Raw genomic sequence first — 15560 nt, 5'->3', positions numbered from 1 at the left:
TCATCGGCTGTAGCGCAGCAGCGTGCGCACCAACCGGCAGGTGGCATCCGACGGCGGGCGGATGTCGATCTTCTCGGCGGTGCGTCGGATCGTCTCGTTGGTGGCCTGATTGGGTAGGTACACACCGGAATCCAGCAGTGCGATCGTCAGCCGCATCGCCTTGAGCCGACGATTGTGCGCCACGTACCAGCGGCGCGGACGCCCCGCGGGCAGTCGCTTCTTCTCCAGTGGCACGTACGGCGCGGTGATGAAAGTGGACTTGGCGGCAATGGCATTCATTCGGCGTCCTCCCGTCGCGTTGGGTTCCGCCCCCGATCGTCGGAACCCTCGAACACGCTTTCGATTATAGCGAGAGGTACCGACAGGTTTCGTCGATCTCGCGCGGAAGCCATTGAGCTCCAGTGGGTTTCGATGTTATCCACAGGTTCGCCCGGCTCGGTTGCCGACCTCGCCGAAGCGCCGCGGGTGGTGATTCGGCGATAGCTGTCGGACCGCTGTGGTCTAGTAGCGCAACCCGAACCGAGGAGAGGCGATGACGGTGGACGACATCGACAAGCGGCTCGGCGCGCACGTCGCGGCCGACGAGCTGCTGGGCCTGGCCTGGCTGGTCGCGACCGGAGACGACGTCGGTTGCGGCGCCATCGGTCATCTCGACCTCGCGCGCAACGCGCCGGTGCGCACCGACACGATCTTCCGGATCTCCTCGATGACCAAACCGCTCACCGCGGCCGCGGCCTCGATCCTGATCGACGACGGTGTCCTCGACCCGGCCGAACCGGTCGACCGGCTGCTCCCCGAACTCGCCGATCTCCGGGTGCTCGCGAATCCCGCCGCCGAACTCACCGATACGGTGGCGGCGAACCGCCCGATCACCGTCGAGGACCTGCTCACCTTCCGACTCGGCTGGGGGATGGACTTCGCCGACTTCTCACCCAAGCCATTCGATGCCGCCTGGAGTCACCTCGGTCTCGGCTGGGGCCCGCCCACGCCCGCGCGGATGTTGCCTCCCGGCACCTGGATACAGCGACTGGGCACCTTGCCGCTGCAGTATCAGCCCGGCGAACGCTGGCTCTATCACGTAGGCGCCTCGATCCTCGGCATTCTGATCGCCAGGGCAGCGGGCACACGGTTCTCGGAGTTCCTGGCCGATCGCGTCCTGCGCCCCCTCGGCATGACCGACACCGGCTTCTCCGTCCCGCCGGACAAGCTGGCCCGATTCGGCCCGCACTACTCCGACATCGACGGCGCCCGCACCGTCTTCGACCCGACCGTCGGCCAGTGGAGTACCCCACCGGACTTCGAAGGTGGCGGCGACGGCCTGGTCTCCACCCTCGCCGACTACCACCGCTTCGCCCGCGTGCTGCGCGAGGGCGGCGAAGTGGACGGCACCCGCATTCTGTCCGAACGAGCCGTCGCCGCGATGACCACCAACCACTTGACCGCCGAGCAACTCGACCGCGGCGGGCCCGCCCCCGACGGCAGCGCGGGCTGGGGATACGGCGTCGGCATCCAGCTGCGCGAGCAGTCCGACGGTCCTCGCGCCGGTGCCTACGGCTGGGACGGCGGTCTGGGATCCACCTGGTCCAACGACGGTGCGGTGACGGCGATCCTGCTCACCAACCAGGCCTGGAGTTCGCCGGGGCCCTCGCCGGTCTTCGCTACCTTTGAGCAGATTCTGGGCGAACTGGCCCGCGGATCCGACCCGCTGTAGGCGCTGCGGCGACCAACTGGCGACAGGCGTATTCTGCGGGCTATGACCGCTTTCGACCGCCCGCGGCGGTTGCGCAGGACACCCGCGTTACGTCGACTCGTCGCCGAAACCACGCTGCAGCCGCGTCAGCTGGTGCTGCCGATGTTCGTGGCCGACGGGCTCGACGAGCCACGGGAGATCAGCTCGATGCCCGGGGTGTATCAGCACTCGCTGGACTCGCTGCGCAAGGCCGCCGTGGAGTCGGTGGCCGCCGGCGTCGGCGGTCTCATGCTGTTCGGGGTGCCGCTGGCCGAGGACAAGGACGCGACCGGTTCGCAGGCCAGTGACCCGAACGGGATCCTGAATCGCGGTCTGCGCGCGCTGGCCGAGGAGGTCGGGGACGCGACGGTCATCATGGCCGACACCTGTCTCGACGAGTTCACCGATCACGGCCACTGCGGGGTGATCGGCACCGACGGCGCGGTGGACAACGACGCCACCCTGCACCGCTACGTGGAGATGGCGCTGTCGCAGGCCGACGCCGGGGCCGACCTGCTCGGAACCAGCGGCATGATGGACGGTCAGGTCGGCGCGATCCGGCGCGGACTCGACGCGGTCGGGCGCACCGACACCGCCATCCTCGCCTACGCGGCCAAGTACGCTTCGGCGTTCTACGGCCCGTTCCGGGAGGCCGTCGGCTCGTCGCTGGACGGCGATCGCCGCACCTACCAGCAGGATCCGGCCAACCGCCGCGAATCGTTGCGCGAACTCGACCTCGACCTGGCCGAGGGCGCCGACATTGTGATGGTGAAGCCGGCGATGTCCTACCTCGACATCCTGCGCGACGTCGCCGATCGTTCGACCGTCCCTGTCGCGGCCTACCAGATCTCCGGCGAGTACGCGATGATCACCGCCGCCGCCGAACGGGGCTGGATCGACCGCAGGGCATCGATCCTGGAGTCGCTGATCGGCATCCGGCGGGCAGGCGCGGACATCGTGCTCACCTACTGGGCGACCGAGGCAGCACACTGGCTGTCGTGATCGTTCCACCGAACAAACCCGAAACCCTGCCCATGCCGGAGGACGTCGGCACCGCCCGCCAACTGTGGTGGGGGATCGCCGGCCTCGGCGTCGTCTACACCGGCGCCGGTGTCGCGACCATGACCGGGGAGCGCGACGAGCTCAGCAAGCAATTCCTCGAACAGATGCAGGAGTCGGATCCCGACTTCCCGGCGTCCACCGTCGATGTGATGGTGCTGGTGGCCTTCGGGCTGACCGCGCTGGTCGGGGTGCTGTTGGCGGGGGTCACGGTGGTCATCGCCCATCAGCTCGCCCGCGGTAAGACCTGGGCGCGCACGGTGCTCACGGTGGTCGCGATCTGGCTCGGCCTCGGGGCCGTCACCACCATGTTCACCTTCTCCGCCGTCGCCGGTCCCGCGACGATCGTGGCGGGTGGCACGGCGATCGTGCAGGGCGTGCTGGCGGCGGGCGCGGCCTATCTCAGCTACCGGCCGGAGTCGACGAAGTATTTCCTGTCCCACCGTAAGTGACCCTGCGCAGTGTATGGTGAGGATTATCACACCGGCTGAGCGCCGGGGGAGCGGAGGCATTGATGCGCGTGGTGATCGAGCAACCACACAGCCTGCGACGAGACCTGTTGGTCATCGGGTTGATGGTTGTGCTCACCCTCGTCGTCATCGCGCTGATTCTGGTGCCGAGCCTGGTCAGCTGATTCGACCTCGCCCCTGGCAGGATCGCAGGAATGAGACGCTGGATCGCGCTGTTCGAACTCGGCTCCGCCGTGCTCTTCCTGGCCTGCGCGGTCGGCAGTTGGCGTGCCGCGCGGCGCACGACCGAATTCGCGGGCACCGATGAACATCCCGGTTTCGTCGCGGTGCGCTACGTGCCGCCGTTGCTGTTGCTCGCCTGTGTGCTGGTGACCGTGAGCGGGGTGCTGGTGATCGACGCTGTCACCAGGATCTACCTCAATTCTGTAGCGCGTCGCGGAGCCCGACCGATGATCTAGAGGAAGCCGAATTCCGATGTGCGCGTGGGGGTTCGGGACGCGAGCTCGCACCGCGAGCTCCCTCGAGGAGGAATCGATGACCAGACTGACCGCAGGGATCTGTACCGTAGCCGCCGCTGTGGCGACAATCGCGCTGGCCGCGGCCCCGGCCCAGGCGGCCCCCGGCCTGCCGCTCACCCCGATGATCGCCGAGCCGGCCGCCGGCGGTTTCGCCCCGGAGACCGGCTCGAGCGGGATCTACAACGGCATCATGTGCCAGCTGCACACGATCTCCGCCGAAGTGCCCTGCATGTACACCTAGCTAGCCGGTCCACTGCTGGTAGACGTCGACGACGCGGCCGCCGCGCGTGCCCGGCGCGTTCAGGAAAACGGAGACGGTGCCGTCCGGATGGGCGGCCGCCTCCGTCACCACCTGACGCAGGGTGGCGCGGATGCCGCCGTCGGCGTCGCGGTACAGACCGGTGTCGGCGTGCAGGCCCGCACCGATCCGGTGGGCGGGCACGAGCATCGCGATGATCGCCGGAATGGGCCCGGCCCCGAGCGCCACGGTCTCCTCGTGGCTGAGCTGAGCGCCGATCCGATCGGGTTGGACCTGCGGTGCGAAGGCGGTGGCCGAGCCCGCGCCGAGCAGCACTCCCGCCGCGACGAACCCCGTGCCAAGGGCAGTGCTGGTAACGCCGAAACGCATGAAATACCCTCTCGCTGATAGCCGATATCGCTGAGGCTCAGGTGCTGAGCCGCCCGGAGCGTAGCCGCAGGCCAATGGGCCTAGATCGAATTCTTTTCCGGATAGGGGCGGCGTGTCGGGCGTGTCGTCGGTGGGTCGCTGCGGTCTGGGTCACTGTGCTCCACCCTGTCGTCCGGCGTGCCGAGGCGAGCTGAGACACTGGAATCCGTGAGTCTTACGCAGGTACCGGTTTCCGCCCAGCTCTTCGAGCGGGCAGCCTCGGTGATTCCGGGTGGCGTCAATTCCCCGGTTCGTGCGTTCAACTCGGTCGGCGGCACGCCGCGGTTCATCACCTCCGCGAGCGGCTACACGCTCATCGACGCGGACGGCAACGACTACGTGGATCTGGTGTGTTCCTGGGGGCCGATGATCCTCGGTCACGCCCACCCCGCCGTCGTCGAAGCCGTGCAGAAGGCCGCGACGAGCGGGCTGTCGTTCGGTGCGCCGACCGAAGCCGAGATCGAGCTCGCCGAGGCCATCGCCGCCCGCGTGGACCCCGTCGAGCGAGTCCGCCTGGTGAACTCCGGGACCGAGGCCACGATGAGCGCGGTCCGGCTGGCGCGTGGCTTCACCGGTCGGTCCAAGATCATCAAATTCTCCGGTTGCTACCACGGCCACGTCGACGCGCTGCTGGCCGACGCGGGCTCCGGCGTGGCGACCCTCGGACTGCCGACCTCGCCCGGTGTCACCGGCGCCCAAGCCGCCGACACCATCGTGTTGCCCTACAACGACCTCACCGCCGTCGCCGCCGCCTTCGAGGCGCACCCCGGCCTGATCGCGTGCGTCATCACCGAGGCCGCCGCGGGCAACATGGGCGCGGTCGCGCCGCTGCCCGGCTTCAACGAAGGCCTGCGCACCCTCGCCAACGACAACGGCGCGCTGCTGATCATGGACGAGGTGATGACCGGTTTCCGGGTCAGCGCGTCGGGTTGGTACGGCCGCGAAGGCGTCGCCGGCGACCTCTACACCTTCGGCAAGGTGATGAGCGGTGGTCTGCCCGCTGCCGCGTTCGGTGGTCGCGCCGAGATCATGAACAACCTCGCCCCGCTCGGCCCGGTGTACCAGGCGGGCACGCTGTCGGGCAATCCCGTCGCCGTCGCGGCGGGCCTGGCGACGCTGCGCGCGGCCGACGCCGACGTGTACGCGGCACTGGACCGCAACGCCGATCGCCTCGGCTCGCTGTTCGCGAAAGCCCTGACGGAGGCCGGTGTCGAGCATCAAGTCCAGTTCGCAGGCAATATGGTGAGCGTGTTCTTCGCCGAGCGCCCGGTGACCGACTACGCCGCCGCCAAAGCGAGCCAGACCTGGCGTTACCCCGCCTTCTTCCACGCCCTGCTCGACGCGGGCGTGTACGCGCCGCCCAGCGCGTTCGAGGCATGGTTCGTCTCCGCGGCACTCGACGAGGACGCGTTCGACCGTATCGCCGCCGCTCTGCCCGCCGCCGCCCTCGCGGCCGCGGCCGCAACCCCCGAAGGATCCTTAGCGTGAGCTCCGACCAGCCCGACGCAGAATTCGCCCCAGTCCCGGCGGATAGCGACGAGGCGCCCCATTCTGCCCCGGCCGCCGCCCCGCCCGTGCTCGACGACGACCCGTCGACCGTCGAAACCATCGTGCACGTCCTGCGCCACGGCGAGGTGCACAACCCGAACGGCATTCTCTACGGCCGCCTGCCCGGCTTCAGCCTGTCGGTGGCCGGTCGCTCGCAGGCCGACGCGGTCGCGCGCTCGCTGGCCGATCACGACATCGCCATGGTGATCGCCTCGCCGTTGCAGCGCGCCAAGGAGACCGCGGCGCCGATCGCGGCCGCCCACGACCTGATCGTGCGCACCGACGAGAACCTGATCGAAGCGGGCAACACCTTCGAGGGCCTGCGCGTCTCCGTCGGCGACGGCGCACTGCGCAAGCCGCGGCACTGGTGGAAGCTGCGCGATCCGTTCACCCCGTCCTGGGGCGAGCCGTACCTGCAGATCGCCCATCGCATGCTCGCCGCGGTGAACAAGGCCCGTGTCGAGGCCGCCGGCCACGAGGTGGTGTTGGTCTCGCATCAGCTGCCCGTGTGGACACTGCGCCGATTCCTGCAGGGCCAGCGGCTGTGGCACGACCCGCGCAATCGCCAGTGCTCGCTCGCCTCGCTGACCTCGCTGGTCTACCAGGGCGACACGCTCGTCGACATCGTCTATTCCGAGCCCGCGGGCGCGTCGGATCCGTCGGTACACGGCGCATGACACGCTCGTCCGCATCGGGATCCGCCCGTGGCCGTCGGCCGCGGGCGGCGACCGCGATCCTGTCCGCCCTGGTGGTGATCATCGCCGCCGCGGGATGTTCCACGGGTACCGATGCGGTAGCCACCGGTGGTGGGACCTTCGAATTCGTCTCACCCGGTGGTAAAACGGATATCTCCTACGATCCGCCCGCGACGCGCGGGACGATCGGCACGCTGTCGGGGCCCGATCTGATGAACGAGGGAAAGACCATCTCGGTCGACGATTTCCCGAACCAGATCGTGGTCGTGAACCTGTGGGGACAGTGGTGCGGCCCGTGCCGCGCCGAGTCGCCCGCTCTGGAAAAAGTCTTCGCGGCGACCAAAGACCGAGGCGTCGCGTTCCTGGGGATCAATGTCCGTGACCATCAGCGCGACAAAGCCCAGGACTTCGTAGTGGACAACAAGATCGAATACCCGTCCATCTACGACCCGTCGATGCGGACCTTGCTCGCTCTCGGCGGAAACTTTCCCACCAGTGTCATTCCGACCACGTTGATCCTGGATCGTCAGCACCGGGTCGCCGCGGTCTTCCTTCGCTCGCTCCTGGCCGAAGACCTTCAGCCAGTGATCGAGCGCATCGCCGCCGAGGAGAAACAGTGAGCAGCCGCCGTCGTCCAGGAAATCTGACCGCGTGTCGTCCCCGTCAGGGCGCGCGCCGAATGGGTGCTGGCTGGACGGTCGATGACCGTTGGGCCGGCATCGCGACCGTGCCGCGCAGTGTCGCGGGTGCCGGTCTGTTCGATTTCGGCCCCGCTGAACCGGCCGAGACCGAGCGCACCCTGTCGTTGCCGCGCGACGAACAGCAGGATGAGGACACCGTCGAGTGATGGTGCTCGCCGCAGTCGGGGATTCCTTCCAGCAGACCGCGGCATCGGGTCCGCTTCTGCTGGCGCTGGGAGCCTGCCTGCTCGCGGGCCTGGTGTCGTTCGCTTCACCGTGTGTCGTACCGCTCGTGCCCGGCTACCTGTCGTATCTGGCCGGTCTGGTCGGTGCCGAGGCGCCGCCCGCCACCAGCACCCAGGCCACGCTCACCGCGCAACGCCGTAGCGCGAAGATGCGGGTCGCCGGTGCCGCCGGACTGTTCGTCGCCGGGTTCACGGTGGTGTTCGTGCTGGCCACCGCCACTGTTTTCGGCGTGATCCAGACCCTCAACGTGAATCGGGAACTGCTGCAGCGCATCGGCGGTGTGGTGACGATTCTGATGGGTCTGGTGTTCATCGGCTTGGTTCCCGCCCTGCAGCGCGACACGCGGATGGAGCCGCGCAGGCTCACCAGCATCCTCGGCGCGCCGCTGCTCGGCGGGGTGTTCGCGCTCGGCTGGACGCCGTGCCTCGGGCCGACGCTGTCGGGCGTGATGGCGGTGTCGGCGGGTACCGAGGGCACCACCGCCGTGCGCGGAGTGACGTTGATCGTGGCCTACTGCCTCGGTCTCGGGCTGCCGTTCGTGGTGTTGGCCTTCGGGTCGGCCGGTGCGCTGCGCGGCGTGGGCTGGCTTCGCCGCAATTCGCGCACCATTCAGGTAATCGGGGGTGTTCTGCTCGTCGCCGTCGGCGTCGCGCTGGTCACGGGGGCATGGGACCAGTTCGTCAGCTGGGTGCGTGACGGGTTCGTCTCCGAGGTGACTCTTCCGATCTGATGACTGACACGCTGACCACACCGACCACCCCCACCCCGCCCGTCCGGCAGTCGCTGCTGGGCCGGGCCTGGGCCCTGGTCCGTAATTCCTGGCGCGGCCTGACCAGCATGCGCACCGCACTGGTGCTGCTGTTCCTGCTCGCCCTCGCCGCCATCCCCGGCGCACTGCTGCCGCAACGCAGCCTGAACACGCAGAAGGTCGACCAGTACATCGCCGACCGCCCGACCCTCGGCCCGTGGATGGACCGGGTCGAACTGTTCGACGTGTTCGGCAGCTTCTGGTTCACCGCGGTCTACGTGCTGCTGTTCATCTCGCTGGTCGGCTGCATCCTGCCGCGCTGCTGGGACCACTACCGGGCACTGCGCACGGCGCCGGTGCCCGCACCGCGCAACCTCGGCCGCCTGCCGCACCACGCCGACGAGACCGACGACCGCACTCCCGACGAGGTGATCGAGGCCGCGCGGACCACCTTGCGTGGTTGGCGCACCGAGGTGCGCCCCGGTCAGCGCGACGGCGAGGTGACGCTGTCCGCGGAGAAGGGCTATCTGCGCGAGTTCGGCAACCTGGTGTTCCATCTGTCGCTGGTGGGGCTGCTGGTCGCCATCGCGCTGGGCAAGCTGCTCGGGTACGAGGGCAACGTCATCGTGATCGCCAACAACGGCCCCGGTTTCTGCACCACCTCGCCTGCGGTGTTCGACTCGTTCCGCGCGGGCAACACCAACGACGGCACCGGCATGACGCCGCTGTGCATCAAGGTGAAGGACTTCAAGGCCGACTACCTGCCCACCGGTCAGGCCGAGATGTTCCACTCGAACATCGAATACCAGGCCGGCGCCGACCTCAGCACCGACACATGGCGCAGCACCGAGTTGCGGGTGAACCACCCGCTTCGCGTCGCCGGTGATCGCGTCTACCTGCAGGGGCACGGGTTCGCGCCGACGTTCACGGTCACCTTCCCCGACGGGCAGACCCGCACCGAGACCATTCAGTGGCGGCCCGACGACGCCCAGACCTTCCTGTCCAGCGGTGTGCTGCGCATCGATCCGCCCGGCGGCATGTACGCCACCGACGAGGAACGTCGCCAGAACCAGATCGCCATCGAGGGCCTGTTCGCGCCGACCGCGCTGTTCCACGGCAGCCTGCTCACCTCGTCGTTCCCTCGAATGGACGACCCGGCCGTCGCGGTCGACATCTATCGCGGCAATACCGGCCTCGACACCGGCCGCTCGCAGTCGCTGTTCTCACTGGACCCGGAGATGATCAAGCAGGGTCGACTGTCCAAGGAAGCGCGGGTCAACCTGCGTCCCGGCGAGTCGACCACGTTGCCCAACGGGACGAAGGTCACCTTCGACGGTGCCGAGGAATTCGTGAACCTGCAGGTGTCGCACGACCCCGCCCAGCAGTGGGTGCTGGTGAGCGCGCTGACGATGATGGCCGGCCTGCTGGTGTCGCTGCTGCTGAAACGGCGCCGGATCTGGATCCGGGCGTACCCGACGGACGCCGCGCCAGGTACCGTGGGTCAACGACGCACCGTAGTAGAAATGGGTGGCCTGGCCAGAAGCGACCAAGCCGGCTGGGGCGCCGAATTCGATCGACTACGGACCCGGTTGCTGGGAGCGCAGAACTGATGCGGACGAGGGCACAGTCACTCGACAGGGAGACGGAATCCTGATGCAGATCGACGAAACGCTGGCACGGTACAGCGACTTCGCGTTCATGTCGGCCATCGCGATCTACGCGTTGGCGACGGTCTTGTTGATCGTGCAATACGCCTCGGCACGGGCCAAGCAGGTCGCCGCGCGCGAACTCGTCCCCGCCGGTGCCCCCGGGTTGCCCGGCCGCATCGACACCCCGGAGGCCAAGCCGCTCGGCGAACGCCTCGGCAACATGGCCTTCTCGGTCCTGCTGGTCGGCACGGTGCTGCACATCGGCTCGATCGTGCTGCGCGGTTTCGCGACCCACCGCTTCCCACTCGGCAACATGTACGAGTTCACCACCATGGCCACCGCGGCCGCCGTGGTGATCGGCCTGATCTTCCTGCGCGACCAACGCTACCGCGCGATGTGGGCGTTCCTGCTGGTCCCCGTACTGATCCTGATGTTCTTGGCGGGCACGATCCTCTACGCCGACGCCGCCCCCGTGGTCCCCGCGCTGCGCTCGTTCTGGCTGCCGATCCACGTCACCATCGTCAGCATCGGCAGCGGCGTCTTCCTGGTCTCCGGCGTGGCCAGCCTGCTCTACCTGTTCCGCATGCGTGAGCCCGCGGGCGAGGAATCCACCAACATCCTCGGCACCATCGCCCGCCGCCTCCCCGACGCCCGCACCCTCGACCAGCTCGCCTACAAAACCACCATCATCGGTTTCCCCCTCTTCGGCGCGGGCGTCATCCTCGGCGCCATCTGGGCCGAAGCCGCCTGGGGCCGCTTCTGGGGCTGGGACCCCAAGGAAACCTGCTCCTTCATCGCCTGGGTCCTCTACGCCGCCTACCTGCACGCCCGAGCCACCTCCGGCTGGCGAGACACCAAGGCCGCCTGGATCAACATCGCCGGCTTCGTCGCGATGCTGTTCAACTTGTTCATCATCAACATGGTGATCAGCGGCCTGCACAGCTACGCCGGGTTGACGTAAACGATTTCTACCAGCGTGTTGGGTCGTTGTGTCACCGGTCGCGGCCTGCTGATCGGCTTCGGTACGCAGTGGAACCGGGCAATCATTGATCGCGGCCCCGACAGCGGTACGAGTTGAGACAACGCTGTGATTGTGCTGGATGGTGCGACCGCGCATGACCCGGCGATGCCGACAGCGGGGGAGTACGTCGACCGTCATGACGAGTCAAGGTGCCTGCCGTGCCCAGGTCCCGTGTTGTGGTCGTCGACCACGGCTCAGGTCGAGATCTGATCCAACCAGGCGTCCTGTCTGTCGGCCAACGGCTTCTCCAGCGGTAGCACCACGAAGCGACATGCGAACTTCATGCCGTGGTCGTCGCCTGTGCCGTCGACCTGATGCGTACAGGTGTCGGGTGTGTCTGCGCCGGCGTCGAGGCGGAAGAAGGTGGTTCGGCGTGGACGCCGGGTCTGCGGGTGTGGGCGGTGATCCACGGCAATTCGACGTGTCACGGAGACATCGGACAGCCCGGTTTCCTCGGCCACCTCACGCAGGACCGCTTGTTCGAGATCCTCGCCCGGCTGCACCCCACCGGCCGGTATCTGGGTGCCTGCCTCGGGTATGCCGATGTGGTCGAACACCAGAAGTTCAGGGAGGGCGCGTCGCCTGATTACGTATGCGGCTACCCGGATTCGAGGCTGCTCCACCTGGACATCGTGCCCGAATGGGCGCTGAACCGCGCGGGTGTTCATCATCGACGTGATGATCAGCGGCTTGCGCGGCTACGCCGAATCGACCTGGACGTTCTGTCGGGCCGGACCCTGGATACGCGGAAGGCCCGGAGCCTCGGAAGAGCTTCTGGGCCTTCGGTGTTCGTGAGGGTCGATCAGCAGTAGTAGCAGACCTTGTTGGCCGGGAGTTCTACGTGACAGCTCAGGCAGACGGGCTTGCGGAGCGGTTCGGGCTTGGGGATGGCGGCGGTGCTGCGGGGGGCTCGGGTGCGCTTGACGGCGGCTTCGGCTGCCTCGGCGGTGGCCAGGTCCTGGGAGGTGGACTGGCGGATGGCGGCGACCTTCGGGGGGAGGGTGGGCAGGCCGCCGTCGGCGGGGAGGTCGGTGGCGAAGTGCTGATAGCACTGCCAGCGGGCCGCGGCGGCGTGCATTTCGAGGTCGTCGGGGATGGGCAGACCCGCGAGTTCGAGGATGTAGCGGTAGCCGGTGCCGACCGTCTGGTTCTTGCGCACGCACAGCGCGCTCAGCGGCGGCTCGTTGTTCTTGTGACAGAGCTCGGCGACCTTGTCCAGCACCACGGGTAGCCAGTGCTGCCACTTCACCGCGGTACGGATGCCGGACTCTTCCTGCACCAGCTCGGCCAGCTCGGTGTTGACGATGAAGTTGTTGAACCGGGTCGCGGTGGCGGCCAGCACCTCGTGCGCGGCGCGAGTCCACTCCGACCGTGCCTCGGTGAACGTCACGGCGCTGCCGTCGGCCGCGCGCCAGGTGGTCGGGACAGAACCCTGCTGCACATCAATCACCGGAATACGTTATCTACCCAGCTCTTTCGACGCGCAACGGGGGTATGTGCGTCAGCTCACGGCTGTGCACATGGCGAGGTCACTCGGCTGGGCCGGAGTCGTCGCGTGGTTGTTTGCCGAGGCGCCAGAGGAATTCCGGATCGTCGTCGGGGCCGAGAACCGGTCTGCGCGGGCGCGGGCCGGAATTGGGGCGGGGCTTTTCGGGGCCGAACGCCTTCCAGCACAGCACCGCGATGGCCACGATCGCGATGAGTGCCAACAGGTACGTCACGTCGCTCACCTCCTGCTATCGAGGGTAGCCGTGTCCGCGCCGTGTGCACATCCGCAACGGGAGGGAAATTCTCGGCGAACGCGAGCCCTCGTCGGGGCTCGCGCCGGCCGACGAGTCAGCGGGGGGCTGCCTCGGTGGTGAGCGATCTGAGCAACTGCAGAACCTCGGACTCGCGGAAACGACGATGTCCGCCCGGGGTGCGCAGTGAGCCGAGCCTGCCGGCATGAGCCCACCGGGTGACGGTCTTGGGGTCTACGTGGAACATGGCGGCCACTTGGCCTGGTGTCAGCAGAGTGTCCTGAAGGCCGACGGTGATCGCAGTCATAGCTAACCTCTCCGTTTCGACAGTTCCCTCATCAGTGGCGTCATCGTCGCACTGCGACCCCCATGTAGTCGAACCACCTACTGTTGGTAAAGGGGAAGTAATAGACAAAAGCCCCGAACGGGGCCGCGTGCGGCTGATGAACGCTGACGCGCCGGCGCCCATTAGGCTGTAGTCGTGAGTGAAGCGACAGGTCAGCAGGGTTCCGGCGCCGGGAAGCGACTGGCGCGCAATCTCGCGCTCTACACGCTGGCCCGTCTCGGGCTGGTGGTGGTGATCGCCGCGCTGATCGTGGGCGTCGCCAAACTGGTCGGTGTCGATGTGCCGATCATCGTCGCGGCCCTGTTCGCGTTGCTCGTCGCGATGCCGCTGTCGCTGACGCTGTTCAAGAAGCTGCGGGTGAAGGTGAACGAGGACATCGCCGTCGTCGACGCGCGCCGCCGCCAGGACAAGGCGCAGCTGCGGGCCCGCCTGCGGGGTGACGACGACAGCACATCGGCATGAAATACCTCGACCGCAGTGCCCCGCGTGACTGGGTCGACAACGCCGTCCGGCTGATCGACGCCGACACCCAACGCTCCGCCGACACTCACCTGCTGCGGTATCCGCTGCCCGCCGACTGGCCGGTGCAGCTCTACCTCAAGGACGAATCGACCCACATCACCGGCAGCCTCAAGCACCGGCTGGCGCGTTCGCTGTTCCTGTACGCGATCTGCAACGGCTGGGTGACCGAGGGGACGACGGTGGTCGAGGCGTCGTCGGGCTCGACGGCGGTGAGCGAGGCCTATTTCGCCAAGCTGCTCGGCCTGGATTTCGTCGCGGTGATGCCTGCGAGCACCTCGCCGCAGAAGGTCGCGCTCATCGAAGCGCAGGGCGGCCGTTGTCATTTCGTCGATCGACCGCCGGACATGTACACCGAGGCCAAGCGTCTGGCCGCCGAATCCGGTGGGCATTTCATGGATCAGTTCACCCACGCCGAGCGGGCCACCGACTGGCGTGGCAACAACAACATCGCCGAGTCCATTTTCGAACAGCTGGCGCTGGAGAGGCATCCGGTGCCGGAGTGGATCGTGGTCGGCGCCGGTACCGGCGGCACCAGCGCGACGATCGGGCGCTACATCCGGTATCGCAGGCACGCGACGCGCCTGGCTGTGGTCGACCCGGAGCACTCGGCGTTCTACGGCGGCTACGAGACCGGTGACGCGGGTTATGAGACCGGAATGCCTTCGCGCATCGAGGGAATCGGCCGTCCCCGCGTGGAACCGTCGTTCGTGGGCCAGGTGGTCGATCGCATGATCGTGGTGCCCGACGCGGCCTCGATCGCCACGGCGCGGCACGCGAGCGCCGCGCTGGGCCGCCGCGTCGGCGGCTCGACCGGTACGAACCTGTGGGGTGCGTTCCATCTCGTCGCCGAGCTGGTCGCGGCGGGCCGCAGTGGCAGCGTGGTCACGCTGCTGTGCGACGGCGGCGATCGGTACGCGGGTACCTACTTCGACGACGACTGGGTGGCGGCCCAGAACATCGATCTGACCGGTCCGGCGGAGATCCTCGCCGAATTCGCCACCACCGGCCGCTGGAACGGCTGACTTCTACTCGCACTGTTCCCGAGGGTTGTTCGCGCTCAGCGATGTCAATTTTTGTTGACAAACCTGCCCTTTGTCAATCAAAATTGACGGCATGACCGATGCGACAACCCTCGCCTCCGCGGCGGGCAACCCGGACCCAGCGGTCGGGCTGCGTGCCGTGCTCGCGCTGCGCCGACTGGCCGACCGGCTCGAAACCATCCAGGTAGCCAATGCCAGAGCCAACGGCTGGTCGTGGCAGGCCATCGCCGAAGCGCTGGAAGTGAGCAAGCAAGCGGTCCATCAAAAACACAACCGGAAAGGTGGAACCCGCTGATGTTCGAGAAATTCGGAAAGAACGCCCGCGCGGCAGTGATCGCCACGCAGGAACAGGCCAAGCTGTTGGGAGTGGAACGGATCGGCCAAGAGCATCTGCTGCTCGGCGTCCTCGCCGAGGCCGAGCCGGACCTGGCAGCGGTGTTCACCGCCCGGGGTGTTACGGCCGACAGCGCGCGTGCCACCCTCGCCCAGCGCGCGACCGCGACCCCGCTGGGCACCGACGACGCCGAGGCGCTGCGCTCGATCGGCATCGACCTCGACGCCGTGCAGGCCAGCGTCGCCGAGAACTTCGGCGCCGACGCCTGGGACCGAGCCGAACCAGAACCCAAGCGCGGTGTGTTCGGCCGACTGCTCGGCGCCAACTGGGTCCATATTCCGTTCTCCACCGACGCGAAGAAGTCGCTCGAGCTCGCGCTGCGCGAGGCGATTCTCCGCAAGGACCGCGAGATATCCTCGACGCATCTGGTGCTCGGCATCCTGCGGGCAGCCCAACCGACCACCGTCGACCTGCTCGGCGGGCACGACGCGGTGTCGGGCCTACGCGCCGACATCCACGGAATGCTCGACCGCGCCGCGTGAATTCGGC

Annotated in this window: 21 protein-coding genes and 1 pseudogene; 16 read left to right on the top strand and 6 right to left on the bottom strand. The window is 67.8% G+C overall.

The genetic code is table 11. From position 1 onward, the window contains the following. A complete protein-coding gene (locus tag ACFWUR_RS05000; RefSeq protein ID WP_378902021.1) occupies positions 1-279 on the bottom strand; it encodes a hypothetical protein in 279 nt (92 codons plus the stop codon). A 253-nt stretch (positions 280-532) separates the two neighbouring features. Here ACFWUR_RS05000 and ACFWUR_RS04995 point away from each other — a divergent pair, with 253 nt between their 5' ends. The 5 genes from ACFWUR_RS04995 to ACFWUR_RS04975 all read left to right on the top strand — a co-directional run bounded on the left by ACFWUR_RS04995 (position 533) and on the right by ACFWUR_RS04975 (position 4017). Further along, on the top strand, positions 533-1711 hold the full coding sequence (locus tag ACFWUR_RS04995) for a serine hydrolase domain-containing protein (RefSeq protein ID WP_378902018.1): 1179 nt from the start codon (positions 533-535) through the stop codon (positions 1709-1711). 42 nt (positions 1712-1753) lie between these two features. Beyond that, positions 1754-2731: a porphobilinogen synthase gene (gene hemB, locus ACFWUR_RS04990; protein ID WP_378902015.1), complete on the top strand. Its 978-nt coding sequence runs from the start codon at positions 1754-1756 to the stop codon at positions 2729-2731. Then, on the top strand, positions 2728-3240 hold the full coding sequence (locus ACFWUR_RS04985) for a hypothetical protein (protein WP_378902012.1): 513 nt from the start codon (positions 2728-2730) through the stop codon (positions 3238-3240). The genes hemB and ACFWUR_RS04985 overlap by 4 nt, the downstream gene beginning before the upstream one ends. Before the next feature lie 212 nt (positions 3241-3452). Continuing rightward, a complete protein-coding gene (locus tag ACFWUR_RS04980; protein ID WP_378902009.1) occupies positions 3453-3716 on the top strand; it encodes a hypothetical protein in 264 nt (87 codons plus the stop codon). 76 nt (positions 3717-3792) lie between these two features. Continuing rightward, positions 3793-4017 carry a hypothetical protein gene (locus ACFWUR_RS04975; RefSeq protein WP_378902006.1) on the top strand — a complete coding sequence of 75 codons (225 nt, stop codon included), beginning with the start codon at positions 3793-3795 and terminating at the stop codon, positions 4015-4017. Here the strand turns inward: ACFWUR_RS04975 and ACFWUR_RS04970 are convergent, their stop codons facing one another. Then, positions 4018-4404 carry a hypothetical protein gene (locus tag ACFWUR_RS04970; protein WP_378902003.1) on the bottom strand — a complete coding sequence of 129 codons (387 nt, stop codon included), beginning with the start codon at positions 4402-4404 and terminating at the stop codon, positions 4018-4020. Between the two features lie 207 nt (positions 4405-4611). Here ACFWUR_RS04970 and hemL point away from each other — a divergent pair, with 207 nt between their 5' ends. The 7 genes from hemL (at position 4612) to ccsB (ending at position 10970) form a co-directional block, all read left to right on the top strand. Then, positions 4612-5931: a glutamate-1-semialdehyde 2,1-aminomutase gene (hemL, locus tag ACFWUR_RS04965; protein WP_378902000.1), complete on the top strand. Its 1320-nt coding sequence runs from the start codon at positions 4612-4614 to the stop codon at positions 5929-5931. A gap of 86 nt (positions 5932-6017) precedes the next feature. Beyond that, complete coding sequence (locus ACFWUR_RS04960) at positions 6018-6668, top strand: histidine phosphatase family protein (RefSeq protein ID WP_378902498.1); 651 nt, start codon at positions 6018-6020, stop codon at positions 6666-6668. Then, the gene (locus ACFWUR_RS04955) at positions 6665-7306 is read left to right on the top strand and encodes a TlpA disulfide reductase family protein (protein WP_378901997.1); all 642 of its coding nucleotides are present in this window, start codon (positions 6665-6667) and stop codon (positions 7304-7306) included. The genes ACFWUR_RS04960 and ACFWUR_RS04955 overlap by 4 nt, the downstream gene beginning before the upstream one ends. Then, a complete protein-coding gene (locus tag ACFWUR_RS04950; RefSeq protein ID WP_378901994.1) occupies positions 7303-7533 on the top strand; it encodes a hypothetical protein in 231 nt (76 codons plus the stop codon). Before ACFWUR_RS04955 ends, ACFWUR_RS04950 begins: the two co-directional genes overlap by 4 nt. Then, the gene (locus ACFWUR_RS04945) at positions 7533-8342 is read left to right on the top strand and encodes a cytochrome c biogenesis CcdA family protein (RefSeq protein ID WP_378901992.1); all 810 of its coding nucleotides are present in this window, start codon (positions 7533-7535) and stop codon (positions 8340-8342) included. Before ACFWUR_RS04950 ends, ACFWUR_RS04945 begins: the two co-directional genes overlap by 1 nt. Then, entirely contained in the window at positions 8342-9970 is a 1629-nt protein-coding gene (locus ACFWUR_RS04940; RefSeq protein ID WP_378901989.1) for a cytochrome c biogenesis protein ResB, read from the top strand. Before ACFWUR_RS04945 ends, ACFWUR_RS04940 begins: the two co-directional genes overlap by 1 nt. 43 nt (positions 9971-10013) lie before the next feature. Then, positions 10014-10970, top strand: a complete 957-nt coding sequence (gene ccsB, locus ACFWUR_RS04935) for a c-type cytochrome biogenesis protein CcsB (RefSeq protein WP_378901986.1) — start codon at positions 10014-10016, stop codon at positions 10968-10970. Between the two features lie 473 nt (positions 10971-11443). Here the strand turns inward: ccsB and ACFWUR_RS04930 are convergent. From ACFWUR_RS04930 to ACFWUR_RS04915, 4 genes and pseudogenes are all read right to left on the bottom strand, one after another. Next, positions 11444-11698, bottom strand: a pseudogene (locus tag ACFWUR_RS04930) (NUDIX domain-containing protein); the annotation flags it as partial. A gap of 134 nt (positions 11699-11832) precedes the next feature. Next, on the bottom strand, positions 11833-12480 hold the full coding sequence (locus tag ACFWUR_RS04925; protein ID WP_378901983.1) for a hypothetical protein: 648 nt from the start codon (positions 12478-12480) through the stop codon (positions 11833-11835). A 79-nt stretch (positions 12481-12559) separates the two neighbouring features. Beyond that, positions 12560-12751: a hypothetical protein gene (locus ACFWUR_RS04920; protein WP_378901980.1), complete on the bottom strand. Its 192-nt coding sequence runs from the start codon at positions 12749-12751 to the stop codon at positions 12560-12562. A gap of 115 nt (positions 12752-12866) precedes the next feature. Next, complete coding sequence (locus ACFWUR_RS04915) at positions 12867-13076, bottom strand: BldC family transcriptional regulator (RefSeq protein ID WP_056814442.1); 210 nt, start codon at positions 13074-13076, stop codon at positions 12867-12869. A gap of 174 nt (positions 13077-13250) precedes the next feature. Here ACFWUR_RS04915 and ACFWUR_RS04910 point away from each other — a divergent pair, with 174 nt between their 5' ends. The 4 genes from ACFWUR_RS04910 to ACFWUR_RS04895 all read left to right on the top strand — a co-directional run bounded on the left by ACFWUR_RS04910 (position 13251) and on the right by ACFWUR_RS04895 (position 15553). Continuing rightward, positions 13251-13577 carry a DUF4229 domain-containing protein gene (locus ACFWUR_RS04910; RefSeq protein WP_378901977.1) on the top strand — a complete coding sequence of 109 codons (327 nt, stop codon included), beginning with the start codon at positions 13251-13253 and terminating at the stop codon, positions 13575-13577. Then, a complete protein-coding gene (locus tag ACFWUR_RS04905; RefSeq protein ID WP_378901974.1) occupies positions 13574-14659 on the top strand; it encodes a PLP-dependent cysteine synthase family protein in 1086 nt (361 codons plus the stop codon). Before ACFWUR_RS04910 ends, ACFWUR_RS04905 begins: the two co-directional genes overlap by 4 nt. A 91-nt stretch (positions 14660-14750) precedes the next feature. After that, the gene (locus ACFWUR_RS04900) at positions 14751-14972 is read left to right on the top strand and encodes a hypothetical protein (protein WP_019049431.1); all 222 of its coding nucleotides are present in this window, start codon (positions 14751-14753) and stop codon (positions 14970-14972) included. Further along, complete coding sequence (locus tag ACFWUR_RS04895; RefSeq protein WP_378901971.1) at positions 14972-15553, top strand: Clp protease N-terminal domain-containing protein; 582 nt, start codon at positions 14972-14974, stop codon at positions 15551-15553. The genes ACFWUR_RS04900 and ACFWUR_RS04895 overlap by 1 nt, the downstream gene beginning before the upstream one ends. Positions 15554-15560 lie beyond the last annotated feature (7 nt).

This window comes from Nocardia sp. NPDC058633 (assembly GCF_042717045.1).
Lineage (GTDB): Bacteria > Actinomycetota > Actinomycetes > Mycobacteriales > Mycobacteriaceae > Nocardia.
This window is presented reverse-complemented; position numbering and strand designations above follow the sequence as displayed.

Excerpts from the sequence above, each read along its gene's own strand:
- ACFWUR_RS04975 (WP_378902006.1), top strand. The coding sequence starts at position 3,793 with ATGACCAGACTGACCGCAGGGATCTGTACCGTAGCCGCCGCTGTGGCG.
- ACFWUR_RS04970 (WP_378902003.1), bottom strand. The coding sequence starts at position 4,404 with ATGCGTTTCGGCGTTACCAGCACTGCCCTTGGCACGGGGTTCGTCGCG.
- ACFWUR_RS04895 (WP_378901971.1), top strand. The coding sequence starts at position 14,972 with ATGTTCGAGAAATTCGGAAAGAACGCCCGCGCGGCAGTGATCGCCACG.
- ACFWUR_RS04945 (WP_378901992.1), top strand. The coding sequence starts at position 7,533 with ATGGTGCTCGCCGCAGTCGGGGATTCCTTCCAGCAGACCGCGGCATCG.
- hemB (WP_378902015.1), top strand. The coding sequence starts at position 1,754 with ATGACCGCTTTCGACCGCCCGCGGCGGTTGCGCAGGACACCCGCGTTA.
- ACFWUR_RS04900 (WP_019049431.1), top strand. The coding sequence starts at position 14,751 with ATGACCGATGCGACAACCCTCGCCTCCGCGGCGGGCAACCCGGACCCA.
- ACFWUR_RS04980 (WP_378902009.1), top strand. The coding sequence starts at position 3,453 with ATGAGACGCTGGATCGCGCTGTTCGAACTCGGCTCCGCCGTGCTCTTC.
- ccsB (WP_378901986.1), top strand. The coding sequence starts at position 10,014 with ATGCAGATCGACGAAACGCTGGCACGGTACAGCGACTTCGCGTTCATG.
- ACFWUR_RS04905 (WP_378901974.1), top strand. The coding sequence starts at position 13,574 with ATGAAATACCTCGACCGCAGTGCCCCGCGTGACTGGGTCGACAACGCC.
- ACFWUR_RS04955 (WP_378901997.1), top strand. The coding sequence starts at position 6,665 with ATGACACGCTCGTCCGCATCGGGATCCGCCCGTGGCCGTCGGCCGCGG.
- ACFWUR_RS04995 (WP_378902018.1), top strand. The coding sequence starts at position 533 with ATGACGGTGGACGACATCGACAAGCGGCTCGGCGCGCACGTCGCGGCC.
- ACFWUR_RS04940 (WP_378901989.1), top strand. The coding sequence starts at position 8,342 with ATGACTGACACGCTGACCACACCGACCACCCCCACCCCGCCCGTCCGG.
- ACFWUR_RS04915 (WP_056814442.1), bottom strand. The coding sequence starts at position 13,076 with ATGACTGCGATCACCGTCGGCCTTCAGGACACTCTGCTGACACCAGGC.
- ACFWUR_RS05000 (WP_378902021.1), bottom strand. The coding sequence starts at position 279 with ATGAATGCCATTGCCGCCAAGTCCACTTTCATCACCGCGCCGTACGTG.